The organism is Clostridium fessum (assembly GCF_003024715.1).
In the GTDB taxonomy this organism is placed as follows: Bacteria; Bacillota; Clostridia; order Lachnospirales; family Lachnospiraceae; genus Otoolea; species Otoolea fessa.
The window spans coordinates 137,317-162,317 of the sequence record NZ_PYLO01000001.1; the positions used below are offsets into that span (position 1 = coordinate 137,317).

Annotated in this window: 19 protein-coding genes; 18 read left to right on the top strand and 1 reads right to left on the bottom strand. The window is 50.9% G+C overall.

The annotated features are described in order from the left end of the window. Positions 1-82 precede the first annotated feature (82 nt). The 10 genes from C7U56_RS00660 to C7U56_RS00705 all read left to right on the top strand — a co-directional run bounded on the left by C7U56_RS00660 (position 83) and on the right by C7U56_RS00705 (position 12,951). Positions 83-1,435, top strand: coding sequence for an ArsB/NhaD family transporter (locus tag C7U56_RS00660; RefSeq protein ID WP_106999765.1), 1,353 nt, complete (start codon positions 83-85; stop codon positions 1,433-1,435). A 12-nt stretch (positions 1,436-1,447) separates the two neighbouring features. After that, a complete protein-coding gene (locus C7U56_RS00665) occupies positions 1,448-2,062 on the top strand; it encodes a cytidylate kinase-like family protein (protein ID WP_106999766.1) in 615 nt (204 codons plus the stop codon). Positions 2,063-2,388: 326 nt separating this feature from the next. After that, the gene (locus tag C7U56_RS00670; protein WP_106999767.1) at positions 2,389-3,255 is read left to right on the top strand and encodes a patatin-like phospholipase family protein; all 867 of its coding nucleotides are present in this window, start codon (positions 2,389-2,391) and stop codon (positions 3,253-3,255) included. 175 nt (positions 3,256-3,430) lie between these two features. After that, a complete protein-coding gene (gene plsX, locus C7U56_RS00675; protein ID WP_106999768.1) occupies positions 3,431-4,420 on the top strand; it encodes a phosphate acyltransferase PlsX in 990 nt (329 codons plus the stop codon). Positions 4,421-4,521: 101 nt separating this feature from the next. Further along, entirely contained in the window at positions 4,522-4,752 is a 231-nt protein-coding gene (acpP, locus tag C7U56_RS00680) for an acyl carrier protein (RefSeq protein WP_106999769.1), read from the top strand. A gap of 185 nt (positions 4,753-4,937) precedes the next feature. After that, on the top strand, positions 4,938-5,630 hold the full coding sequence (gene rnc / locus C7U56_RS00685; protein WP_107000387.1) for a ribonuclease III: 693 nt from the start codon (positions 4,938-4,940) through the stop codon (positions 5,628-5,630). 2 nt (positions 5,631-5,632) lie between these two features. Further along, positions 5,633-9,214 (top strand): chromosome segregation protein SMC, encoded by a 3,582-nt coding sequence (gene smc, locus C7U56_RS00690; protein ID WP_106999770.1) that lies wholly within the window; start codon positions 5,633-5,635, stop codon positions 9,212-9,214. 40 nt (positions 9,215-9,254) lie between these two features. Further along, a complete protein-coding gene (ftsY, locus tag C7U56_RS00695) occupies positions 9,255-10,205 on the top strand; it encodes a signal recognition particle-docking protein FtsY (protein ID WP_106999771.1) in 951 nt (316 codons plus the stop codon). 166 nt (positions 10,206-10,371) lie between these two features. Next, positions 10,372-11,649: a threonine ammonia-lyase gene (gene ilvA / locus C7U56_RS00700; RefSeq protein ID WP_106999772.1), complete on the top strand. Its 1,278-nt coding sequence runs from the start codon at positions 10,372-10,374 to the stop codon at positions 11,647-11,649. Between the two features lie 48 nt (positions 11,650-11,697). After that, the gene (locus C7U56_RS00705; RefSeq protein WP_106999773.1) at positions 11,698-12,951 is read left to right on the top strand and encodes a chloride channel protein; all 1,254 of its coding nucleotides are present in this window, start codon (positions 11,698-11,700) and stop codon (positions 12,949-12,951) included. A 128-nt stretch (positions 12,952-13,079) separates the two neighbouring features. Here the strand turns inward: C7U56_RS00705 and C7U56_RS00710 are convergent, their stop codons facing one another. Next, positions 13,080-13,373 carry a helix-turn-helix domain-containing protein gene (locus tag C7U56_RS00710; protein WP_022360458.1) on the bottom strand — a complete coding sequence of 98 codons (294 nt, stop codon included), beginning with the start codon at positions 13,371-13,373 and terminating at the stop codon, positions 13,080-13,082. A 527-nt stretch (positions 13,374-13,900) separates the two neighbouring features. On the opposite strand from C7U56_RS00710, the gene pyrH reads away from it, so the two are divergent. The 8 genes from pyrH (at position 13,901) to C7U56_RS00750 (ending at position 24,966) form a co-directional block, all read left to right on the top strand. Next, positions 13,901-14,602: a UMP kinase gene (pyrH, locus tag C7U56_RS00715; RefSeq protein WP_106999774.1), complete on the top strand. Its 702-nt coding sequence runs from the start codon at positions 13,901-13,903 to the stop codon at positions 14,600-14,602. Positions 14,603-14,615: 13 nt separating this feature from the next. Next, positions 14,616-15,170, top strand: a complete 555-nt coding sequence (gene frr / locus C7U56_RS00720; protein WP_022360460.1) for a ribosome recycling factor — start codon at positions 14,616-14,618, stop codon at positions 15,168-15,170. Between the two features lie 125 nt (positions 15,171-15,295). Then, on the top strand, positions 15,296-16,021 hold the full coding sequence (locus C7U56_RS00725) for an isoprenyl transferase (RefSeq protein ID WP_106999775.1): 726 nt from the start codon (positions 15,296-15,298) through the stop codon (positions 16,019-16,021). Between the two features lie 12 nt (positions 16,022-16,033). Continuing rightward, positions 16,034-16,834: a phosphatidate cytidylyltransferase gene (locus C7U56_RS00730; RefSeq protein ID WP_106999776.1), complete on the top strand. Its 801-nt coding sequence runs from the start codon at positions 16,034-16,036 to the stop codon at positions 16,832-16,834. A gap of 42 nt (positions 16,835-16,876) precedes the next feature. Then, complete coding sequence (locus tag C7U56_RS00735; RefSeq protein WP_022360463.1) at positions 16,877-18,019, top strand: 1-deoxy-D-xylulose-5-phosphate reductoisomerase; 1,143 nt, start codon at positions 16,877-16,879, stop codon at positions 18,017-18,019. A 1-nt stretch (position 18,020) separates the two neighbouring features. Next, positions 18,021-19,148: an RIP metalloprotease RseP gene (rseP, locus tag C7U56_RS00740; RefSeq protein ID WP_106999777.1), complete on the top strand. Its 1,128-nt coding sequence runs from the start codon at positions 18,021-18,023 to the stop codon at positions 19,146-19,148. Positions 19,149-19,376: 228 nt separating this feature from the next. Beyond that, a complete protein-coding gene (ispG, locus tag C7U56_RS00745) occupies positions 19,377-20,453 on the top strand; it encodes a flavodoxin-dependent (E)-4-hydroxy-3-methylbut-2-enyl-diphosphate synthase (protein WP_106999778.1) in 1,077 nt (358 codons plus the stop codon). A 4-nt stretch (positions 20,454-20,457) separates the two neighbouring features. Then, positions 20,458-24,966 (top strand): PolC-type DNA polymerase III, encoded by a 4,509-nt coding sequence (locus C7U56_RS00750; RefSeq protein ID WP_106999779.1) that lies wholly within the window; start codon positions 20,458-20,460, stop codon positions 24,964-24,966. Positions 24,967-25,001: the final 35 nt, after the last annotated feature.

Sequence of the window (25,001 nt, forward strand, 5' to 3'; positions counted from 1 at the left end):
GCGGTCTGAGAAGAGACTGCAAGGGGTTCTAAGCCAGTATGGAGGATGGCAAAAAAAGGACTGACAAAGGAGGGGCACAAAGATGGCAGCACAAATTTTGGCTGTGATTATTTTTATTGTAATGTTTGGACTTATCATCTGGGATCACATTGAGAGGCATATCGTATCGCTCGGATGCGGGCTTCTGACGCTGGTGCTGGTGTTTGGCATCTGTATGCACAGTGAGGCGGCAGCGGCGGAGACACTGAGCCTGCAGAGCTTCATGGTTCCGAACTTCTGGTTTCAGACTGAGGCGGCGGCAGAGTCCTCGAGCGGCATCAACTGGGCGACGATTCTTTTTATTGCCGGTATGATGCTGATGGTGGAGGGTATGGAGCGCGCGGGATTTTTCCGGTGGCTGTGCCTGACAATCGCCAAGGCGGTACATTATAAGACGATCCCGATTTTTATTTCATTTATGCTGATGTCGGCGTTTCTGGCGATGTTTATCGACAGTATTACCGTTATTCTTTTTTTGGCAGCGGTCACGGTAGAGCTGGCGCATCTTCTGCATTTTGATCCGATTCCGATGATCATTTCAGAGATCTTCTGTTCGAATCTGGGCGGCTCTGCGACGATGTGCGGCGATCCGCCGAATATCATCATCGGAACCTCGCTCGGATATTCATTTAAAGATTTTATTTTAAATACAGGTATGATGGCGGGTGTTTCGCTGATTTTTGTCGTACTGTTTTTCTATTTTTCCTTTAGGAAAGAATTAAAGGCGAGTGAAAAGCATGACGAAGCGGTTACATATCCATCCCCACAGGAGGCGATCACGGATCGGAAACGGTTTGCGGTCAGCGTGGTGATCTTTGCGGCGGCGATCGTAATGCTGGTGACGCATGCACAGACGGGACTGACAGTTGCGACGATTGGCGTATTTATCGGTGCTTTTTCGCTGCTGGCATCCGGCGGTGAGGCGCTCAGCATGATTAAGAAGCTTGACTATAAGACGCTGCTATTCTTCATTGGTCTTTTTGTCGTGGTCGGCGGCATGGAGCAGACGGGCGTCCTAAATTCTTTAGCAGGGATCATTGACGCAGTCAGTGGAAATAATGTAAAATGGGTAGTAGCGATTGTGCTGTGGCTGTCGGCGCTTGCGAGTGCATTTGTGGACAATATCCCATTTGCGGCGACGATGATCCCGGTTATCCGGAGTCTGGCGCAGGCAGGCGGCATGGATCTCTCGGTTCTGGCGTGGGCGCTTTCGATGGGTACGGATATTGGCGGCTGCGGAACTCCGATCGGAGCCTCGGCAAACGTAGTTGGTATCTCAGTGGCAGCGAAAAACGGACATTTTATCGGCTGGGGGAAATATTGCCGGTATGCAGCTCCGGCGACGGTGCTGGTAATCCTGATTTCCATGGTTTGTATATATGTGAGATACTTTTAAGGGGGCTTTTATATGGAGGAGAGGAAAAACAGAGTGATCATCTCGGTCAGCAGACAGTTTGGCAGCGGCGGACACAAGATAGCGGAAGCGCTGGCAGAGCATTTTGAACTTCCGATTTATGATCATAGGATGCTGGACAGTATTGCCAAGGAAAAGGGTGTGGATCCGCGTGTGCTGGAAAAATACGACGAGAAGCCGCTAAACCGTTTTCTGGCGCGCAATGTCAGCGGATTTTCAAGCTCTCTGGAGAACAATCTGGCGCAGATGCAGTTCAGTTACCTGAAAGACAAGGCCGATTCAGGGAAATCGTTTGTGGTAGTTGGACGGTGTGCGGAGACGGTTTTAAAGGAATATGACGGACTGATCACGATCTTTGTGCTGGGCGATGAGGAAACACGGGTGAAGAGAATCGAGCAGCTGCACGGACTTTCAGAGGACGAGGCGAAACGTCTGGTAAAGACGAAGGACTGGAGGCGGAAATCCTACCACAACTGTTACAGCCGCGGACGCTGGGGAGATTCCAGAAATTATGACCTTTCGATCAACAGCAGCCGGCTGGGAATTGAGGGAACGACGAAGATGCTGGAGGAGTATGTGCAGGCGCGGATGGACGCGATGCAGAAATAAAATAATAGAGATATCGAAGGAAAAGAGAAAGGGGAACGTGTGCATAGGCGGCGCACGTCCCCCTTTCCCTTTTTCTGCCGAGGTGTTATACTGTTACTGTTTCCGGGTGGGCACTTTTGGAACCGAAAGTGCCGTAAGAAAACGTGGTGCCAGCAGGAATTTGCCGTATTTAAATGCGAAGCCACGGCAAATTCCGTTACTGGGCACGTATGCGTGAACAGTAACGTTATACTAAAAAATATGGAATTAGATAGAAAAATCGTATTTGCTATCTGTTTGATCTTGTTTTATAGTATATAAGATATTTAATAGGAGTTTGATGATATATGACAGAGTTAAAAAAAGAAAAAAAGACCGGTCTCGTTCTGGAGGGCGGCGGGATGCGCGGTATTTACACAGCGGGCGTCCTGGATGTGTTTTTGGATCATGATATTTCATTTGACGGCGTGATCGGCGTCTCGGCGGGGGCAGTGCATGGGGCTTCGTTTGTGTCGGGGCAGAAGGAGCGGAGCATCCGCTATTATAAAAAATACTGCAATGACAAGCGTTTTATGAGCTTTAAAAACTGGCTGCGGACGGGAAATCTGGTGGACGAGCAGTTCTGCTTCCATGATATACCGGAACGGCTGGATCCGTATGATTACGAGGCATTTGACCGGGGAAATACACGGTTTTATGTTGCATGCAGCAATGTGGAGACAGGGAAAGCAGAGTATCTGGAGATCAAAGATATGTTCAAAGATGTCGAATATTTCCGTGCGACGGCATCCCTTCCGTATGTGTCCCATATGGTCGAGGTTGGTGGAATGAAGCTTCTGGACGGCGGCTGCACGGACAGCATTCCGTTGCGTGCCTTCGCTAAGATGGGGTATAAAAAATGCGTCGTTGTGCTGACCCGTCCGGCGGGCTACCGCAAGAAACCGGGCAATTTCTGGCTGCCGGAGGCGGCATATCACAAATATCCGGCGTTCGTGAGGGCGCTTCGCAGCCGCTATTATTTCTATAATAAGACGGTGGAATGGATCGATCGCCTCGAACAAGAGGGAAAAATTTTTGTTATCCGTCCGAGCGTGGCGCTTCCAATCGGCAGAACCGAACATAGTGTTGAAAAATTGCAGGAGACGTATGATATCGGCAGGAAGGATGCTGCCAATCAGATGCATGCAATGGAAAATTGGTTCAAATCTTATTGATTTATAGATTGATCTCTAGTATAGTAAAGATTGATGTAATGTGGCTGTGGACAATAAAAAGCGGGACAGCTGCAGCGTGATGATGAAAGAGCGATTCGTTCGGACCACATATGCCGCAGTGGCGGAAGACAGGTTTGGTATGTGTATCGCTATAAATATAGAAGGAGAACACGCAATGGTTAAGATAGCAGTAGATGCCATGGGGGGCGACAACGCACCGGGTGAGATCGTGGCAGGTGCCGTGATGGCAGCCCAGTCGAGGGAAGATATTCAGATTTTCCTGATCGGCAAGGAAGAAGTCGTATCAGAAGAATTAAAAAAGCATACATATAAGAAAGAACAGATCGAGGTTGTCAATGCGACTGAGGTCATCGAGACGGAGGAACCGCCGGTCAATGCGATCCGCACGAAGAAAGATTCGTCCATCGTGGTCGGCATGAATATGGTCCGCAGGGGTGAGGCGGATGCATTCTGTTCCGCGGGCAGCTCCGGCGCGATTCTGGTCGGCGGACAGGTGATCGTCGGCAGAATCAAGGGCGTTGAACGTCCGCCACTGGCTCCATTGATTCCGACAGAAAAGGGCGTATCCCTGCTGATCGACTGCGGCGCCAATGTCGATGCAAGACCGTCCCATCTGGTACAGTTTGCAAAGATGGGCTCCATCTACATGGAACACGTGGTTGGCATCAAGAATCCGCGTGTGGCGATCGTCAACATCGGTGCTGAGGAAGAGAAAGGCAATGCGCTGGTGAAAGAGACATTCCCGCTCTTAAAAGAATGTAAGGATATCAATTTCATCGGCAGCATCGAGGCACGCGAGATTCCGCACGGCGGCGCGGATGTCATCGTTTCTGAGGCATTTGTCGGAAATGTCATCCTGAAACTCTATGAAGGTGTCGGTGCAACACTGATTTCCATGGTAAAACAGGGCATGATGACGAGCCTGCGCTCAAAGATCGGCGCATTGCTTGTAAAACCGGCGTTAAAGACGACGCTCAAAGCATTCGATGCGAGCCAGTACGGCGGCGCACCGCTTCTGGGATTGAAGGGGCTGGTTGTCAAGACGCACGGAAATTCCAAGCGCATCGAGGTGTGCAATTCGATTCTTCAGTGTGTGACCTTTAAAGAGCAGGCGATTAATGAAAAGATCAAGGAAAGTCTGTGAAACTTTCGCAAAATTATAAAATGTAGCGAAAAAACGATATGTTTTTAATCAATCTAGAATTCTAAATATTTTAAAATAAGTTCATAGAAAGGAAGAAAATTATGGAATTTGAAAAATTACAGAACATTATCGCGGAGGTACTGAATGTTGAAGCAGATGAAATTACGTTAAATACGACGTTTGTGGATGATCTGGGCGCTGATTCGCTGGATATTTTTCAGATTATCATGGGAATCGAGGAGGCGTTTGATATCGAAATTCCGACTGAGGAGGCAGAAAAGATTGTATCTGTGGGCGATGCAGTAGAGCAGATCAAGAACGCACTGAACTAATTCAATGTTTGTTAAAAAGTTATAGAGAAGTCTGTCAGGCAAAGGGGCTGGGCGGGCTGCCGAAGGGCAGGATCGCGACAGCTCCTTTCCAAAAAGAACGGATGTTTGACTCTGGCTCACAGACACAAATAGCAATGATTGCCGGAATCAGTCAGCAGCAGGACAGGCTGGAAAGAGAGAAATATATGGAGTATACATTAAATAAATTGGAAAAACGGATTGGCTATTCGTTTCAGGACAAGAAGCTTCTGGAACACGCGATGATACACAGTTCGTATGCCAATGAGCACCATCTTGGAAAACTGGGATGCAACGAGCGTCTTGAATTTTTAGGCGACGCGGTGCTGGAAGTGGTATCGAGTGATTTTCTGTTCCGCACGTTTCCGGAGATGCCGGAGGGCGATATGACAAAGACACGTGCGAGTCTGGTCTGCGAGCCGACGCTTGCATTCTGCGCACAGGAGATCGATCTGGGTGGATTTTTGCTGCTTGGAAAAGGCGAGGATGCGACCGGCGGACGGGGGCGCGATTCGGTGGTGTCGGATGCGATGGAGGCACTGATCGGTGCGATTTATCTGGACGGTGGTTTTGCTAATGCAAAAGAGTTTATTCATCGATTTATTCTCAACGATATGGAACACAAAAAGCTCTTTTATGATAGCAAGACTATCTTGCAGGAGATTGTGCAGGGCCATACGGACGAGACACTTACATACGTTCTTCTGAAAGAAGAAGGACCGGATCACAACAAGAGCTTCGAAGTGTCCGCGATGCTGGACGGTCAGGAGATCGGCCGCGGCATCGGACGGACGAAAAAATCAGCGGAACAGCGTGCGGCGTACCGTGGGATCCTCACTATCAGAAAACCGCAGGAGTAGGTATGTATTTAAAGAGTATTGAAATACAGGGTTTTAAGTCATTTGCCAATAAAATTCTGTTTGAGTTCCACAACGGAATCACGGGCATCGTCGGGCCAAACGGCAGCGGCAAGAGCAATGTCGCCGATGCAGTGCGCTGGGTGCTCGGTGAGCAGAGAAGCAGGCAGCTGCGCGGCGGCACGATGCAGGACGTTATTTTTGCTGGTACGGAGCTTCGAAAACCGCAGGGATTTGCCTACGTGGCGATCACACTGGATAATGCCGATCACAAACTTCCGATTGAGTACGACGAAGTCACGGTTTCAAGACGTCTTTACCGTTCTGGTGAGAGTGAATATAAGATTAATGGAACGAGCTGCCGTCTAAAAGATATCAACGAGCTCTTTTACGATACGGGTATCGGTAAAGAGGGATATTCCATCATCGGACAGGGGCAGATTGATCAGATTTTAAGCGGGCGGCCGGAGGAACGGCGCGAGCTGTTTGACGAGGCGGCTGGAATCGTGAAATTCAAGCGGCGCAAGGCGATCGCACAGAAGAAGCTGGAAGATGAAAAACAGAACCTGATCCGCGTGACGGATATTTTGTCCGAGCTGGAAAAACAGGTAGGACCGTTGGAACGGCAGTCGGAGGAGGCGAAGGAGTATCTGCGTCTGCGGGAAGAGCTGCGCTGCCTGGACGCCAACCTGTTTTTGGCAGAATCGGAGGAATTGAAGCGCCAGATCCGGGAAGTGGAGCAGAAGGAGATGATTCTGACCGGCGATCAGGAGAGTGTGCGGGCGGAATCGGAGACACTGAAATCGGAGTACGAATTGCTCGGAACCGAGCTGGATGCGCTGGATGCGGCGATTGCCGCGGATCGTGAGGCGTGCAGCCGGGAAGACCTGGAACGCCAGGAGAAGACCGGACGGATCGGAGTTCTCAGAGAGCAGATCCGGACGGAGCAGATGAACGAAGAACATATCCGCAGCCGGATGGTGTCGATCGACGGCGAAATGCATCAGAAAGAGGAAGAACAGGCGGAATATGAGTCTGAAAAACAGGCACTAAATGCATCGGTGCAGACAATCGAGGCAAAACAGCAGGAAGCGGAGGCAGCAGTCCGTTCGATGGACGAGGCGGTCAGCCGGACGGAAACCTTGATCGAGACGGCAAAAGCCGAGATCATGGACGCTTTGAACCAGAAAGCGGAACTTGCCGCCCGCCGTCAGCGCTATGAGACGATGCTGGAGCAGGCGGATGTGCGCCGGGCGGAAGTGACGCAGAAGCTTTTGAAATTCAAGAGCGATGAGTCGGTTCAGGAAGAGCAGAAAAAAGAAGAAGAAGCCAAATTAGGGAAGGTGCAGGAATGTCTGGAAGCGTTTTCGGTGCAGGAAAAAGAGCTGCAGGAGCAGACGCGCACGGAGGAAGAACAGGAACGCCGCCTGAACCAGAAACTTTCGAGCCTTCAGCAGGATTACCACACGAACCGGACGAGGCTGGAATCGATGCGGAATCTGGCGGAGCGCTACGAGGGCTACGGCGGCAGTATCCGCCGCGTGATGGAAGTCAGGAACTGCGTTCCGGGTATTCATGGCGTTGTGGCGGATTTGATCAGCACGACGAAGAAATATGAGACGGCGATCGAGACGGCGCTTGGCGGCAGCATCCAGAACATTGTGACGGATTCCGAGGAGACGGCGAAACGCCTGATTGAACACCTGAAAAAGAACCGGTATGGCCGTGCGACGTTTCTGCCGCTGACCAGCATGGAACGCCGCCAGAGTTTTGGACAGCCGGGGGCACTGAAAGAAATGGGTGTTCTTGGACTGGCAAGCGAACTGGTCTCTGCGGATGAGAAATACAGCGGGCTGGTGTCCTATCTGCTGGGACGCGTGGTCGTGGTGGATCAGATCGATCATGCGATTGCGCTGGCAAAGAAATATCGGCATTCTCTCCGGATCGTGACGCTGGACGGCGAGCTTTTAAGCCCTGGCGGTTCGATGACCGGTGGTGCATTCAAGAACAGCAGCAATCTGCTGGGACGCCGCCGTGAGATCGAAGAACTGGAAGCTGCCTGCAAAAAGGCATTGGAACAGGTAGAAGCGGTACAGAAGGAGCTGGCAGAGACGGGACGCAGGCTGACGGAAGCGAAGAGAACACAGGCATCCGTCCAGGAGAGGCGCCAGCAGATGCAGATCCAGCAGAATACGTTGGAACTGACGATCTGCCAGTTAGAGGCGAGACGGCAGGAGATTGCAGATTCCTCGCAGGATCTGTCTTCGGAAAATCAGGAACTCGAACTGCAGGTAGGCGATCTGCGCGGGGCGCTGCGGGAGCTGCAGACCGAAGAGACGAAGCTTGAAACGCTAAGCAGTGAGAAGAACCAGTACGTGGAAGAGCAGCAGACGGGTCTTGAGACGGCGAAAAAGCAGCGTGGGGAAGCGGCGGCAGCCCTTTCGGAGATACAGCTTGGGCATTCCCAGGCGGAGCAGAAAGGCGCGTTTATCGAGGAAAATCTGCGCCGTGTATTGCAGGAGCAGGAACGTCTCCGGGCAGAGAAAGAGAAACTTTCCGGCGGTCACGCGGACAGCAGCGAGACGATCGCTGCCAGAGAGCGCGAGATTGCAGCGCTGGAAGCCGAGATACAGGCGTCCGGGGACAAGCGGACGCAGATGGAACTGGTAATCCAGAACAAGCAGCGTGAGAAGGAAGAAAAGGCGGGGCGGCAGAAAACTTTCTTTGATAAAAAGGAAGAGCTGAACGAACGTCTCCAGCTTTTAGACCGAGAGAACTTCCGTCTCCAGAATCAGAGAGAACGCCTGAATGAGCGCCTGGAGTCGCAGGTCGATTATATGTGGAGTGAGTATGAGCTTACGTATTCGCGAGCGGAAGAGCTGCGGAAGGAAGAGTTGACCTCGATTCCAGAAATGAAGCGGTCGATCAATGAGAAAAAGATGGAGATCCGCGCCCTTGGGAATGTCAATGTCAACGCGATCGAGGACTACAAGGAGATATCCGGCCGATACGAATTTATGAAAAACCAGCATGAAGATCTGGTAGCGGCACAGGCAGCGCTGGAAAAAATTATCGAGGAGCTCGATGAAGGAATGCGGCGTCAGTTCCGGGAAAAATTTGGTGAGATCCGCCGCGAGTTTGATAAAGTATTTAAGGAATTATTCGGAGGCGGAACGGGTACGCTGGAGCTGTCGCAGGAAGAAGATATTCTGGAGGCAGGCATCCAGATTATTTCACAGCCGCCGGGCAAAAAACTGCAGAATATGATGCAGCTCTCCGGTGGGGAGAAAGCATTGACGGCGATCGCACTGCTTTTTGCAATTCAGAACTTAAAACCGTCGCCATTCTGCCTGCTTGATGAGATTGAGGCGGCACTCGACGATTCCAACGTAGACCGGTTTGCCGGGTACCTGCATAAGCTGACGCGCTACACGCAGTTTATCGTCATCACCCACCGAAGAGGCACGATGGTGTCGGCAGACCGCCTGTACGGTATCACGATGCAGGAAAAAGGTGTGTCCACGCTGGTATCGGTCAGCCTGATCGAGGCGCAGATGGAGCGGGAAGAGGAAAAAGCAGAATTATAATTGCAAAAAAGAGTTCAGAAATAGAGAAGGAGGCGCAGCCATGGGAGATAAGAAAAAGGGTTTTTTCAGCCGTCTGGTAGAAGGGCTGACGAAAACGAGAGATTCCATTGTAAGCGGAATTGATTCCGTATTCAGCGGTTTTTCCGCGATCGATGATGATTTCTATGAGGAGATCGAAGAGACGCTTATCATGGGCGATCTAGGTATCCAGACGACGATGGCGATCGTCGAGGATCTCCGGAAAAAGGTAAAAGAAAACCACATCAAGGATCCGGCAGAGTGCAAGGATCTTTTGATTGCCAGCATCAAGGAACAGATGGATCTGGGCGAAAATGCCTACGAATTTGAAAACCGCAAGTCGGTTGTGCTGGTGATCGGCGTCAACGGCGTCGGGAAGACGACCTCGGTCGGCAAGCTGGCGGGTCAGTTAAAGGATCAGGGCAAGAAGGTCATTCTGGCGGCGGCGGATACATTCCGTGCGGCAGCGATTGAGCAGCTGACGGAGTGGGCAGGACGCGCGGGCGTTGAGCTGATCGCCCAGCAGGAAGGTTCTGATCCGGCAGCTGTTATCTACGATGCGATCGCGGCGGCAAAATCAAGAAATGCCGATGTGCTGATCTGCGACACGGCAGGTCGTCTGCACAACAAGAAAAACCTGATGGAAGAGTTAAAGAAGATCAACCGGATCATCGACAAAGAATATCCGGACGCCTACCGTGAGACATTGGTTGTCCTTGATGGAACGACCGGTCAGAACGCGCTTGCACAGGCAAAACAGTTTATGGAGGTGGCGGATATCACCGGCATCATCCTGACGAAGCTGGATGGCACGGCAAAGGGCGGTATCGCGGTTGCGATCCAGTCCGAGCTTGGTATTCCGGTTAAATACGTCGGAATCGGTGAAAAAATCGACGATTTACAGAAATTCGATGCGAATGATTTCGTCAATGCACTGTTTAAGAGAAATGAAGCATTGACAGAGAATGAATAAAGCTAAAAATAGCTGAGCATGCCGCGGCTGAAACTGGTTTGGCGGAGAACAAATCTGCTTAAGCCGTAGATTCAGATAAACAGGACACACCCGGCAGACTGTCTGGTCAGAGAACCGGCAAAAGCAGGGCGCATTCTGAGAAATACGGATAAATGGAGGAAAGACAATGAGTGAGACAATAAAGGAAGAGACAGCAGAGGTGGTACAGGCTGAGCCGCAGGGACTGACGCTGGAGAAATTCGAAGAAGCAACTGAGGTTGTCAGCAAGGTTATTTCCGAGACAAAACTGGTTTACAGTGAATATTTTTCGAATTTGACCGGCAATAAAGTATATTTAAAACCGGAAAATATGCAGTATACAGGTGCTTACAAGGTAAGAGGTGCATTTTATAAGATCAGCACCCTGAGCGATGAGGAGAAACAGCGCGGTCTGATCACCGCATCGGCTGGAAACCATGCACAGGGCGTTGCATACGCGGCAAAACTGGCTGGCTGCAAGGCAACGGTTGTTATGCCGACGACCACGCCGCTCATGAAGGTAAACCGTACCAGAAGCTATGGCGCAGAGGTGGTTCTTCACGGCGATGTATTCGATGAGGCGCTGGCATATGCAAATGAGCTGGCAGCGGAGCACGGATATACCTTTATCCATCCGTTCAACGATCTGGACGTAGCCACCGGTCAGGGAACCATCGCGATGGAGATCATCAAAGAGCTTCCGACCGTTGATTATATTCTGGTTCCGATTGGCGGCGGCGGACTCTGTACCGGTGTTGCAACGCTGGCCAAACTGCTGAATCCGAAGATCAAAGTGATCGGTGTAGAACCGGCAGGTGCAAACTGTATGCAGGAATCCCTGAAAGAAGGAAAAGTAGTGACTCTCCCGAACGTCAACACAATCGCGGATGGTACTGCAGTTAAACGCCCGGGCGATCTGCTGTTCCCGTACATCCAGATCAATGTGGATGATATCATCACCATCGAGGATTCCGAGCTGATCGTGGCATTCCTTGATATGGTAGAAAACCACAAGATGATCGTTGAGAACTCCGGTCTTCTGACTGTGGCTGCTTTGAAACACCTGAATGTGAAGAAGAAAAAAGTCGTATCCATCCTGAGCGGCGGCAACATGGACGTGATCACAATGGCATCCATCGTACAGCATGGTCTGATCCAGAGAGACCGCGTATTTACCGTATCGGTACTGCTGCCGGATAAGCCAGGAGAGCTTGCAAAGGTTGCAAATCTGATGGCAGCGGAGCAGGGCAATGTCATCAAACTGGAGCACAACCAGTTTGTCAGCATCAACCGCAACGCAGCAGTGGAGCTGCGGATCACCGTTGAGGCGTTTGGTACGGATCACAAGAATAAGATAGTGGAAGCACTCAAGGAAGCAGGCTACCGTCCGAAGCTGGTAAAATCCAAAAATATCTATGATGTCTAAGATGGAAATGAAAAGCAGTGTGGATAGAGCAGACAGGGGAGAGTTGAAATGAAGCGGGAGAAATATGAGCCGGTGTTAAAAAATATTTCCTATTTTATAAAATGGGTGGAAGGCGCGATTGTGATTGGAATTGTGAGCGGCTGCATCGGCACGGCATTTGGAAAATGTGTCCTATGGGTGTTGGCATTCTTTCAGAGCCACCCGTGGATGGTCTTTCTGCTGCCGCTCACCGGTCTTCTGGTTCTGGGTGTTTACCACATGCTGGGAGAGGATAATAACCGGGGCACAAATATGGTGATCGAATCGATCTATTCGAACACGGAGATCAGTTTTGCGACTGCCCCGGCAGTCTTTGCAGGAACGCTTCTGACGCATTTGGGCGGCGGTTCTGCCGGACGGGAGGGCGCGGCGCTGCAGATGGGAGGAAGCATCGGAACCCAGATCGGAAAATGGCTGAAATTTGATGAGAAAGATAAGAAAATTGCGGTCATGTGCGGCATGAGCGGTGTGTTTGCCGCCTTGTTTGGCACACCGATGGCGGCGGCGATCTTTTCGATGGAGGTTATCAGCATCGGCGTTATGTACTATGCAGCGCTGGTTCCATGTGTCTTTTCTGCCTTTACGGCGGCGGCGCTGGCGAGGTTCTGGGGACTGATGCCGGAGCAGTTTGCGATTGGTGCGGTTCCTGCGTGGAGTATTGAAACAGCGATCGTGGCTGTCGGTCTGGCGGCTGGCTGCGCGCTGGTGTCGGAGCTTTTCTGCATCACGCTTCACACAACGGAACATCTCTACAAAAAATATCTTCCATCGCCGGTCTGGCGGATTCTATCCGGCGCGGCGATTGTGATTGTTTTGACGCTTCTGACCGGTTCGACCCGCTACAACGGAAGCGGCGTCTCCCTGATTGAAAAATGTTTCGAGGGCGAGGGACTTCCATGGGATTTCCTGATGAAAATTCTCTTTACGACGGTTACGCTGGAGGCAGGCTTCAAGGGAGGCGAGATCGTGCCGACCCTGACGATCGGCGCGGCGTTTGGCAGTTTCTTTGCATTTCTCTTTGGACAGCCGGTCGGTCTTATGACCGCCTGCGGTATGCTGGGACTCTTCGTGGGAGTCACAAACTGCCCGATCTCAACGCTTCTGCTGGGCTTTGAGCTTTTTGGCTATGAGGCGATGCCGTTTTTCGTGCTGGTGATTGCAGTCAGCTTTAGTTTCTCTGGTTATTACAGCCTGTATGCGAGTCAGAAATTTATCTACTCGAAGACGAGGACGGAGTTTATTAACCGGAAGACGAATAAATAGGTGGAAAATGCTCACCATAATTTTGATTTTTTACTTTTGAATACCACAAAAAGGGTTCCAATTTATCTTTGGAACCCTAAAATGTCATGCTTTAAAGAAATTCATGAATCTACGTGCTCTATCATGATTTATTCATGAAAATCCTGCGGTTTCTCATCACGGAAATCGAGCAGGGCGCGCGGTGCAACCTGCAGAACACCTGCAATATCAAAGAGACTCTCTAAGGAAAGACTCGTTTTCATGTTCGGTGCCTCGATGTTGGATATATGAGTCCGGCTTAAATCGGTCGCCTCTGCTAAAGCCATCTGGCTCATGCCGCGGAGTTTGCGGTAATAAGCGATGTTGAGACCTATCTGACGGTAATATTTTTCATAACGGTTTGTCTGCTGCTTGTTAATTTGTTTTTGATCGATTGCTGTCATATTTTTCAAGTGCCTCCCCGATCCGAAAGAATCATGCGTTATTGTTATTTCAGAGATAATAAATAATTACAACTGATATAACTATTGTAGCTGGAAATTGATTTTTATCAAACAATATAATGATTCAAATTTGCAATGTTATAAAATGCATATCCAATAAAACAATGCACATACATGGATTGCACCTAGGAAGGCTGTTAAATAATGCACAGAAAAAGATTGCAGAGGATAAGTGCAGATAAATAATGAGAAACTGGGGGCAGAATGAGAGCGGCGGGAAAAGGTGAAATAGAAAAAAAGTAAAACGGGCGCTAAAATTTGAGAAAAAATGAAAAATAGGGCGAAGAATCCGTATACAGAAAGGCGTTTGGGGAAAATGATGAAAGGATGCACAGGATTTACGAAAATTCTATCGCACATTCGGATTTTTTGTGGTAGAATATCTTTGATAAGGTGACGCAGCTTTTTACGGTCATCACAGATAAAATGTACATCAGAACGTACATATAGACAGGGAGAACCGAATTATGGAATTAAAGCGGGTATTACTGAAGCTGAGCGGAGAAGCGCTGGCAGGCGACAAGAAAACCGGGTTTGATGAAGCAACGGTCAAGGAAGTAGCCAGACAGGTTAAGACGGCGGTCGATGACGGAATCGAAGTAGGTATCGTGATCGGCGGCGGAAACTTCTGGAGAGGCCGCCAGAGCAATGCAATCGATCGGACCAAGGCGGATCAGATCGGAATGCTGGCAACGGTCATGAACTGTATTTACGTGTCGGAGATCTTCCGGAGCGAGGGTATGATGACACAGATTCTGACACCATTTGAGTGCGGTTCCATGACGAAGCTGTTTTCAAAGGACAGAGCCAATAAATATTTCTCAAAGGGTATGGTCGTATTTTTTGCAGGTGGTACAGGCCATCCGTATTTCTCAACTGATACCGGCGTAGCGCTGCGTGCGATTGAGATGGATGCAGACTGCATTCTTCTGGCCAAGGCGATCGACGGCGTCTATGACAGCGATCCGAAGATCAACCCGGATGCAAAGAAGTATGATACGATCACGATTCAGGAGGTGATCGATAAGCAGCTGGCGGTTGTAGACCTCACAGCTTCCATCATGTGTATGGAAAATCACGTTCCGATGGCAGTATTCAGCCTGAATGAAAAAGACGGAATTGTAAATGCAATGCGCGGAAAAATTAACGGTACAGTGGTTACCGCATAACTAGGAGGATTTTATGCAGGAGAGATTAAAAGTTTACGAAGAGAAGATGAATAAGTCCTATGACGCACTGCTGAATGAGTATACATCCATTCGTGCTGGACGTGCGAACCCGCATGTACTGGACAAAATCAAAGTAGATTACTACGGCGCACCGACCCCGTTACAGCAGGTGGCAAATATCTCTGTACCGGAGCCGCGTATGATTCTGATCCAGCCGTGGGAGAAGAAGCTCATTAAGGACATCGAGAAAGCGATCCTGACTTCCGATCTGGGTATCAACCCGAACAACGATGGAAGTGCAGTACGCCTGATTTTCCCGGAGCTTACTGAGGAACGCCGTAAAGATCTGGCAAAGGATGTTAAGAAAAAGGGCGAGGGCGCGAAGGTTGCAGTCCGCAATATCCGCCGTGATGCAAACGACCTGTTAAAGAAGCTGGAAAAAGGCGGCGAGATCACCGAGGATGAGCTGGCAGATGGCGAGGATCAGATCCAGAAGCTGACTGACAAGATGATCGCAAAGGTTGATAAAGCAGTAGAAGAAAAAACAGCTGAGATCATGACTGTATAAAAATACAATAGAGTTTAAATGTAAAAATCAGGCTGCCTCAAGCAGGGCTGGCCGGCATTGCAGATGCGGATGGCCGGCTGGTCCTGTTTTCTGGCTATTAAGGGAATATTATGGAGGAAAACTGGATGGAAAGGGACATCGAAAACATGGTAATTCCGCAGCATGTCGCCCTCATTCTGGATGGCAACGGCAGATGGGCGAAGAAGAGAGGTCTTCCGAGAACCGTAGGTCATAAACAGGGGTGTGTGACGGTTGAACAGACGGTTGAGGATGCAGCGAGACTGGGAATCCGTTATCTGACGGTATATGGTTTTTCAACGGAAAACTGGAAGCGTTCTGCTGAAGAAGTAGGGGCGCTGATGCAGCTCTTCCGTTTTTATCTGAAACGGCTTTTAAAGATTGCCAAGAAAAATAATGTAAGAGTCAAAATGATCGGCGACCGCACGCGCTTTGACAGCGATATCATCGAGGGTATTAACCGCCTGGAAGACGAGACGGCGGCAAACACGGGCATGACCTTTGTGATCGCAGTCAACTACGGCGGCAGAGATGAGATCACGCGCGCGGTGCGCCATATGATGATGGACTGTCAGGACGGAAAGCTGGTGCCGGAGGACGTGACAGAGCAGACCGTTGCGTCCTATTTAGATACGGCGGGCATCCCGGATCCGGATCTTCTGATCCGCACCAGCGGCGAGATCCGCCTGTCCAATTATCTGCTGTGGCAGCTTGCCTACAGTGAGATTTATATCACGGACTGCCTGTGGCCGGATTTCAACCGCGACGAGCTTATAAAGGCAATTGAGCAGTTCAATCAAAGAGACAGACGCTTTGGCGGAGTCAAGGCATAAGGAGGAGTTGCCATGTTCAGAACGAGGCTGATAAGCGGGATTGTGCTTGTAGCACTCGCGATTTTACTGGTTACAAAGGGCGGTGTCCTTCTGTACTGTGTGACCGCCGCGATCTCCCTGATCGGTATGTTTGAGCTTTACCGGGTTATGGGGATTGAGAAAAAAGCGCCGGGCATCGCCGGGTATCTGGCGTGTCTGGGATATTATGGGCTGGTTTGGTTTGAAGGGCAGCATTATGTGACGCTGCTTGCGATTGCAGCCCTGATGGTGCTGATGAGCATTTACGTGTTCACGTTTCCGAAATATGGGACCGAGCAGATTACAGTAGCATTTTTCGGCATTTTTTATCTGGGAATTATGCTTTCCTACCTGTATCAGGTGCGGGCAATGGCGGACGGAAAATACCTTGTCTGGCTGATCTTTTTAAGCTCCTGGGGCTGTGACACCTGCGCATACTGCGCGGGAATGCTCCTTGGAAAACACCGTCTGGCACCGGTTTTAAGCCCGAAAAAATCGATCGAGGGCGCCGTCGGCGGTGTGGTTGGATCGGCTCTGTTAGGCTGCATTTATGCGTATTTCTTCGGTGCGAAGATGGACGAGGTCAGCAATCCGATGGTGGCATGCGCGGTGGCGTGTGCGATTGCGGCGGTCATTTCCCAGATCGGGGATCTGGCGGCGTCGGCGATCAAGCGGAACCACAATGTCAAGGATTACGGAAACCTGATTCCGGGACACGGCGGCGTGCTGGATCGGTTCGACAGCATGATTTTTACGGCACCGGCGATTTATTTTGCACTGACGTTTTTACGATAAAACGGAAGCATGTATGAAAATACAGAAACAGGAGAATAAGAAATGAAAAAAATTGCGATACTTGGATCAACCGGATCGATCGGAACACAGACATTGGAAGTGGTCCGGGCGAATAAAGATATAGAAGTAACGGCTCTGGCGGCTGGAAGCAATATTGATCTTCTGGAGAAACAGATCCGGGAGTTTTCTCCGAAGATCGCGGCGGTCTGGAACGAGGAAAAAGCAAAAGAACTGAAAGACCGTGTGCGCGATCTGGATATCCGTGTCGAGAGCGGCATGGATGGACTTCTCGCAGTGGCAACGGAGCTGGGTGCGGAGATTGTGGTGACAGCGGTAGTCGGAATGATCGGTATCCGCCCGACGATCGCAGCGATGAATGCTGGAAAAGATATTGCACTTGCAAACAAAGAGACCCTGGTAACGGCCGGGCATATCATTATGTCGCTGGCAAAGGAGAAGCATGTCCGCATTCTGCCGGTGGACAGCGAGCACAGCGCGATTTTCCAGAGTTTGAACGGTGAGACGGGAAATAAGATCCACAAGATTCTCCTGACAGCGTCTGGCGGACCGTTCCGCGGATGGACGAGAGAGCAGATGAAAGGTGTTCAGGTCGAAGATGCGCTGAAACATCCGAACTGGACGATGGGGCGCAAGATCACGATCGACAGTTCCACGATGGTAAACAAAGGTCTGGAAGTTATGGAGGCAAGATGGCTCTTTGGCGTGGAGATGGATCAGGTGCAGGTGGTTGTGCAGCCGCAGAGTGTGATTCATTCAATGGTAGAATACGAGGACGGCGCGGTGATAGCGCAGCTCGGCACGCCGGATATGAAGCTTCCGATCCAGTATGCGCTGTATTATCCGGAACGCCGCTTCCTGGCGGGCGACCGGCTGGATTTTGCAAAGCTGGCACAGATTACCTTTGAAGCGCCGGATTTTGAGAATTTCCACGGACTTTCCCTGGCATACAAAGCCGGACGGCGCGGCGGCACGCTTCCGACCGTGTTCAACGCGGCAAATGAGCGGGCAGTCCAGAAATTCCTCGATCGCGAGATCGGATATCTGACCATCACTGATATGATTGAGGCGGCGATGGAACACCACACCGTGAAAGAGAATCCGACGGTCGAAGAGATTCTGGCAGCAGAACAGGAAACCTATGATTTTATAGAGAGCAGGTGGTAGATTGGTAAGTTTGCTGGCGGCGCTGATTGTATTCAGCCTGATCGTGCTGTTTCACGAATTTGGACATTTTTTATTGGCAAAACGGGGCGGAATCTGCGTCGTTGAGTTTTCGCTCGGCATGGGTCCTAGACTTTTCAGTTTTGTGAAAGGCGGGACGCGGTACTCGCTGAAGCTGCTTCCGTTTGGCGGTTCTTGTATGATGCTGGGGGAAGATGAAGGGTATGATGCGCCGGATGAGACGGAAAAAGGGAGTTCCTGCGATCAGAACCAGAGTCTGACAGATGGAAAAACGGATCGGCTCCTGTTGCCTCCGGGTGCAACGGGGACTTATTTTAATGCGGTTTCTGCCTGGACACGTTTTAAAGTCGTGGTGGCAGGACCTGTATTCAACTTCATTCTGGCATGGTTTTGCGCCTTTTTCGTGATTAGCTGTGTGGGATTTGATGCGGCGTCGGTTGTCAGTGTTGAGGACGGCTATCCGGCACAGGAGGCGGGGCTGCAGGCGGGCGATACGATCGAGCGCTTAAATGGTACGCGCACCTATCTGTACCGCGATGTGCAGACGTATCTGCAGTTTCATCCGGGAAAGAGTGTCACGGTGGAGTATGTGCGGGATGGGAAATCCTACACGACGCAGATGGTTCCGCGCTATTCTGAGGAAGCGGGACGCTATCTTATTGGAATCAGCGGTGGTGTTTACCAGAAACCGGCGTCCGTGATTCAGACGGCGCAGTATAGCTTCTATGAAGTGCGCTATTGGATCCGTGTGACGTTCAGCAGCCTTGGCATGATTCTGAAGCGGCAGGTCAGCTCGAACGATATCGCGGGTCCGGTGCGGATTGTGTCGATGATCGGCACGACGGTCAAGGAGAGCCAGAGCTACGGACTTATGATTGTGCTTGTCAATCTGGCCAATATGTGTATTCTGCTCAGCGCCAATCTGGGTGTCATGAACCTGCTTCCGGTTCCAGCGCTGGACGGCGGACGGCTTGTATTTATCATTCTGGAGATGCTGCGCGGCAAGCCGGTTGATCCGGAAAAAGAGGGCATGGTCCATATGGCGGGCATGGCGGCGTTGATGACGCTGATGTTATTTGTATTGTTTAATGATATTAGAAATTTATTGTAATAATTCATGTAACTGTTCAGTAGGTCTGCGCATTTACTGCGCTGACCGTACGAAAACATGGGCCAGCAGGCAAAAATCCCATTGCCGTAGGCAATTTTTGATGGATTTTTGCGCGTGACTGTGAAGGTACTGAACAGTTACTAATTCATTTGATTCAAAGGCATGAAAGATTCGCTCGAAAAAGGCCGGAAATTTTGTGTCGGAGAAGAATGGTTTGGGAGGAACGATATGGGATACCGGGACGAGACGAAAGTGGTGCAGATTGGAAAACGACAGATCGGCGGCGGCAATCCGATTCTGATCCAGTCGATGTGTAATACGAAAACAGAGGATGTGAAGGCGACCGTCGAGCAGATTCTGGCGCTGGAGCACGCGGGCTGCGATATTATCCGTGTGGCAGTGCCGACAATGGAGGCGGCTGCTGCCCTGACGGAGATTAAACGCCAGATACATATTCCATTGGTGGCGGATATTCATTTTGACTATCGTCTCGCGATCGCGGCGATCGAGTGCGGCGCGGACAAAATCCGTATCAATCCGGGAAATATCGGTTCCAGAGAGCGGATCCAGGCGGTGGTTGACAAGGCAAAAGAGTATGGCGTGCCGATTCGTGTCGGCGTCAACAGCGGTTCTTTGGAAAAGCCATTGGTAGAGAAATATGGCGGCGTGACAGCGGAAGGACTCGTTGAGAGTGCGCTGGATAAGGTTGCCCTGATTGAGCAGATGGGTTATGACAATCTGGTTATCAGCATCAAATCTTCGGATGTTATGATGTGTGTAAAAGCACATGAACTAATTGCAAAAAAGACTCATTATCCGCTGCATGTCGGTATCACAGAGGCGGGAACTGTAATTGCGGGCAATATCAAGTCAGCGGTCGGTCTGGGACTGATTTTGAGTCAGGGAATCGGTGATACGATCCGCGTGTCCCTGACAGGCAGCCCGCTGGAGGAGATCAAGTCGGCAAAGCTGATTTTGAAGACGCTGGGCCTTCGTCGGGGAGGAGTGGAAGTTGTTTCATGTCCGACCTGCGGACGCACGCAGATCGACCTCATCGGTCTGGCAAACCAGGTGGAGACGCTGGTACAGGGATATCCGCTGGATATCAAGGTTGCCGTCATGGGCTGCGTGGTCAACGGACCGGGCGAGGCGAAGGAAGCCGATCTCGGGGTAGCCGGCGGTATCGGCGAAGGACTTCTGATACGCAAGGGCGAGATTGTGAAAAAACTGCCGGAGAGTGAACTTTTACCGGCGCTCAAAGCGGAGCTTGACCGGATGGTGGAAGATAAAAAAGCAAAGGAATGATAGAATGAAAACATTTCTGGAGGTATTTCCAGATTTACATATTGCGGAAAATGTGCGGGGACTGCTTGAAATGGTCGGGATCGAGAAGATCTCGACGAACCGTGACCGGAGCGTGATCCGCGTATACATCGACAGCCCGCGCCTGATGCACAAGCCGAGTATCTACGATCTGGAAAAAGGCATCAAGGAGCAGTTGTTTCCGGGCAAACGGGTGACGATCAAGATTTTGGAGAAATACCATCTGTCCAGCCAGTACACGCCGGAAAAACTCATGAATGTATACCGGGACAGCATTTTGATGGAGCTGAAAAATTACAGTATCCTTCTTTATAATATGTTCCGTAAGGCGGAGATGGATTTTGAAGAAGAAGGATACCTGAAGCTGTCGCTGGAGGACACGATGATCGTGCGCGATAAGGCACCGGAATTGGTGCGGATTCTGGAGAAAATCTTCACCGAGCGCTGCAATGTGCCGGTGGTTGTGAAGACTTCCTACCATCCGGTTGAGAAGAAGAATACCGAGCCGGAGATCATCTACATGAAGCCGCAGGCGGCAGGCGGAAGCGGCGTGGCTGCCGGGGCAGCAGGTGCCAATGAGGCGTATATGGAACCGTTGGGGGCGGAACCTGCCTCTGGCGGTGTCGATCTGCCATTTGACGAGGGAAAGACTGTTTTAAAACCGGTCGGTAAGTTGAAAACCGGGGGAAATCCGGCAGCAGGCAGAAACCAGGCGGGCAGCGCAAATGCTGGATCCGGCAAGGGCGGCGAGTACCGCCGTTCGGGCTATATGAAGAAGTCCGATAACCCGGATGTGCTGTTTGGGCGCGATTTCGATGAGGAGGCGAGCCCGATCGAGGAGCTGGAAGGCGAGGTTGGGCAGGTTGTCATCCGCGGAAAGATCCTGACCTGCGAGCTAAGGGAGCTTCGCAGCGGCAACACACTGTTTATGTTTTCGGTAACGGATTTTACAGATACAATCGGCGTCAAGATCTTTGCACGGGAAGATACGCTGGATGATTTGAAGACGGCGACCAAGGCGGGACAGTTTGTCCGCATCAAGGGTGTTGCCAACATTGATAAATTTGACGGCGAGCTGACGATCGGTTCGGTTTCCGGCATCAAGAAATGCGAAGATTTCACCAGCAAGCGGATGGACAACAGTCCGGTCAAGCGCGTGGAGCTTCACTGTCACACAAAGATGAGCGATATGGACGGTGTTTCCGAGGTCAAGGATATCATCAAACGTGCCAAACAGTGGGGCATGGACGCGATCGCTGTCACCGACCACGGCTGTGTGCAGGCGTTTCCGGATGCGAACCATGCGGTTGATAAGGGCGAAAACTTCAAGATCCTCTATGGTGTTGAGGGCTATCTCGTCGATGATATGAAGGAACTGGCGGAGAATGAGAAAGGACAGACGTTAGATCACACCTGCGTTGTATTCGATATCGAGACGACCGGTTTCAGCCCGATCAAGAACCGCATCATCGAGATCGGCGCGGTGCGTGTGACGGATGGAAAGATTGTGGACAAATTCAGCACATTTGTCAACCCGGAAGTGCCAATCCCCTATGACATTGAACAGCTGACAAGCATCAACGACGGCATGGTAATCAGCGCGCCGACGATCGAAGAGGTTCTGCCGGAATTTTTGGCATTCTGCGAGGGTGCGGTCATGGTCGCGCACAACGCGTCGTTTGATATCAGTTTCATCAAAGAAAATGCGAGACGGCAGGGACTCACATTCCAGCCGACCGTTCTCGATACGGTTTCGCTGGCGCGTGTTCTGCTGCCGAACCTGAACCGCTTCAAGCTCGACACGGTAGCGAAAGAGCTTAAAATTTCCCTCGAAAACCATCACCGGGCGGTCGATGATGCGGGGGCGACGGCAGAGATTTTTGTCAAGTTTATCGAGATGTTAAAAGCTCGTGATATCGAAAATCTGACGCAGCTCAACGAACTCAGCAAAATGACGCCGGAAATGATCCGGAAGATGCCGACCTACCATATTATTATTCTGGCGAAGAATGATGTCGGGCGAATCAATCTGTACCGGCTGATTTCCCAGTCAAACCTGACGTATTTTGCAAAACGTCCGCGGATTCCAAAGAGTCTGCTGGCGAGCCACCGCGAGGGGCTGATTCTTGGATCGGCGTGCGAGGCGGGCGAGCTGTTTCAGGCGATCCTGCGCGGGGTTCCGGAGGAGGAACTGGGAAAAATAGCGAATTTCTACGATTATCTGGAAGTGCAGCCGCTTGGAAACAACGCATTTATGCTGAGGGATGAGAAAAGTTCAGTCAACACCTGGGAGGATCTGCAGGATCTGAACCGCAAAGTGATTGAACTTGGCGAACAGTGGAACAAGCTGGTCTGCGCGACCTGCGACGTACATTTTCTCGATCCGGAGGATGAGGTCTACCGCCGTATCATCATGGCGAGCAAGGGCTTTAAGGATGCAGACGATCAGGCACCACTGTATCTGCGGACCACAGAGGAAATGCTGGGGGAATTTGAATATTTAGGCAGCGATAAGGCGGAGGAGATCGTTATCACAAACACGCGCAAGATCGCGGCGATGTGCGAGCGCATTTCCCCGGTACGCCCGGACAAGTGTCCGCCGGTTATTCCGAATTCGGATGATACGCTGCGTACCATCTGTTACAACCACGCGCATGATATGTACGGCGATAAGTTGCCGAAGGTGGTAGTCGATCGGTTGGAGCGTGAACTTCACTCGATCATTTCCAATGGATTCGCCGTTATGTATATCATCGCGCAGAAGCTGGTTTGGAAGTCGAATGAGGATGGATATCTGGTTGGTTCGCGAGGATCCGTTGGTTCCTCGCTGGCGGCGACGATGTCTGGTATCACGGAGGTAAATCCGCTGAGCCCGCATTATTACTGCCCGAACTGCCATTATTACGATTTTGATTCCGAAGACGTAAAGAAGTTTTCGGGTATGGCGGGCTGCGATATGCCGGATAAGATATGTCCAAAGTGCGGAAAACCGTTGAAAAAAGACGGGTTCGACATCCCGTTTGAGACGTTCCTGGGATTCAAGGGCGATAAGGAGCCGGATATCGACTTAAACTTCTCCGGCGAGTACCAGAGCCGGGCGCACAGCTATACGGAGGTCATCTTCGGAAAAGGACAGACCTTCCGTGCGGGGACGATCGGTACGCTGGCGGATAAGACAGCGTATGGTTTTGTGGCGCATTATTATGAGGATAAGGGAATCCGTAAGCGCCGGTGCGAGATTGAGCGCATCGTGTCCGGCTGCGTCGGCGTGCGGCGTACCACCGGACAGCATCCGGGCGGTATCATCGTATTGCCCCTCGGAGAGGAGATTGACACGTTTACACCGGTGCAGCACCCGGCGGACGATATGACGACACGTACCGTCACGACGCATTTCGATTACCACTCGATCGACCACAACTTGTTGAAACTCGATATTCTCGGACACGATGATCCGACCATGATTCGTATGCTGCAGGATTTGACGGGACTCGACCCGGTTAAGGATATTCCACTGGATTCGAAGGAGGTCATGAGTCTCTTCCAGAACACGGAGGCGCTCGGTGTCACGCCGGAGGATCTCGGCGGCTGTAAGCTCGGGGCGCTTGGCATTCCGGAGTTTGGTACAGACTTCGCGATGCAGATGTTGATCGATGCCAAACCGAAATATTTTTCGGATTTGGTGCGGATTTCCGGTCTGTCCCACGGTACGGATGTATGGTTAGGAAACGCGAAAGATCTTATCCTGAGCGGACAGGCGACGATTCAGACGGCGATCTGTTGTCGAGACGATATTATGATTTATCTGATTCAGAAAGGACTTGAAGAGGGACTTTCCTTCACTATCATGGAGTCTGTCCGAAAAGGAAAAGGACTGAAACCGGAGTGGATCGAGGAGATGAAAGCTCATGATGTGCCGCAGTGGTATATCGATTCCTGCCTGAAAATCAAGTATATGTTCCCGAAGGCGCACGCGGCGGCTTACGTTATGATGGCGTGGCGTGTGGCGTACTGTAAGGTATTTTACCCGCTGGCGTACTATGCGGCATATTTCAGCATCCGTGCGAGTGGATTTACCTACAAGCTGATGTGCCAGGGGCGCGATAAGCTGGAGTACCATTTGGCGGAATACAAGAGCCGGTCGGATTCTCTTTCCAAGAAAGAGCAGGACACGCTGCGCGATATGCGTATCGTACAGGAAATGTACGCGCGCGGATTTGAGTTCATGCCGATCGATATTTACCGGGCAAAAGCCCGCAATTTCCAGATCATAGACGGAAAGCTGATGCCGTCGTTAAGCAGTATCGACGGACTCGGCGAGAAAGCGGCAGACGCGATTGTTTTTGCGGCGGAGGATGGAAAGTTCTTGTCGAAAGAGGACTTTATCAACCGTACCAAGGTTACGAAAACGGTGTGCGATCTGATGGCAGAGCTGGGAATTCTGACGGGGTTGCCGGAGAGCAATCAGCTTTCGCTGTTTGATATGGTGATGTAAAAGAGCTGTACTAAAAAATAGGCTCAATTACTATA

Coding starts and splice junctions, on each gene's coding strand:
- C7U56_RS00660 (WP_106999765.1), top strand. CDS start 83: ATGGCAGCACAAATTTTGGCTGTGATTATTTTTATTGTAATGTTTGGA.
- C7U56_RS00665 (WP_106999766.1), top strand. CDS start 1,448: ATGGAGGAGAGGAAAAACAGAGTGATCATCTCGGTCAGCAGACAGTTT.
- C7U56_RS00670 (WP_106999767.1), top strand. CDS start 2,389: ATGACAGAGTTAAAAAAAGAAAAAAAGACCGGTCTCGTTCTGGAGGGC.
- plsX (WP_106999768.1), top strand. CDS start 3,431: ATGGTTAAGATAGCAGTAGATGCCATGGGGGGCGACAACGCACCGGGT.
- acpP (WP_106999769.1), top strand. CDS start 4,522: ATGGAATTTGAAAAATTACAGAACATTATCGCGGAGGTACTGAATGTT.
- rnc (WP_107000387.1), top strand. CDS start 4,938: ATGGAGTATACATTAAATAAATTGGAAAAACGGATTGGCTATTCGTTT.
- smc (WP_106999770.1), top strand. CDS start 5,633: ATGTATTTAAAGAGTATTGAAATACAGGGTTTTAAGTCATTTGCCAAT.
- ftsY (WP_106999771.1), top strand. CDS start 9,255: ATGGGAGATAAGAAAAAGGGTTTTTTCAGCCGTCTGGTAGAAGGGCTG.
- ilvA (WP_106999772.1), top strand. CDS start 10,372: ATGAGTGAGACAATAAAGGAAGAGACAGCAGAGGTGGTACAGGCTGAG.
- C7U56_RS00705 (WP_106999773.1), top strand. CDS start 11,698: ATGAAGCGGGAGAAATATGAGCCGGTGTTAAAAAATATTTCCTATTTT.
- C7U56_RS00710 (WP_022360458.1), bottom strand. CDS start 13,373: ATGACAGCAATCGATCAAAAACAAATTAACAAGCAGCAGACAAACCGT.
- pyrH (WP_106999774.1), top strand. CDS start 13,901: ATGGAATTAAAGCGGGTATTACTGAAGCTGAGCGGAGAAGCGCTGGCA.
- frr (WP_022360460.1), top strand. CDS start 14,616: ATGCAGGAGAGATTAAAAGTTTACGAAGAGAAGATGAATAAGTCCTAT.
- C7U56_RS00725 (WP_106999775.1), top strand. CDS start 15,296: ATGGAAAGGGACATCGAAAACATGGTAATTCCGCAGCATGTCGCCCTC.
- C7U56_RS00730 (WP_106999776.1), top strand. CDS start 16,034: ATGTTCAGAACGAGGCTGATAAGCGGGATTGTGCTTGTAGCACTCGCG.
- C7U56_RS00735 (WP_022360463.1), top strand. CDS start 16,877: ATGAAAAAAATTGCGATACTTGGATCAACCGGATCGATCGGAACACAG.
- ispG (WP_106999778.1), top strand. CDS start 19,377: ATGGGATACCGGGACGAGACGAAAGTGGTGCAGATTGGAAAACGACAG.
- C7U56_RS00750 (WP_106999779.1), top strand. CDS start 20,458: ATGAAAACATTTCTGGAGGTATTTCCAGATTTACATATTGCGGAAAAT.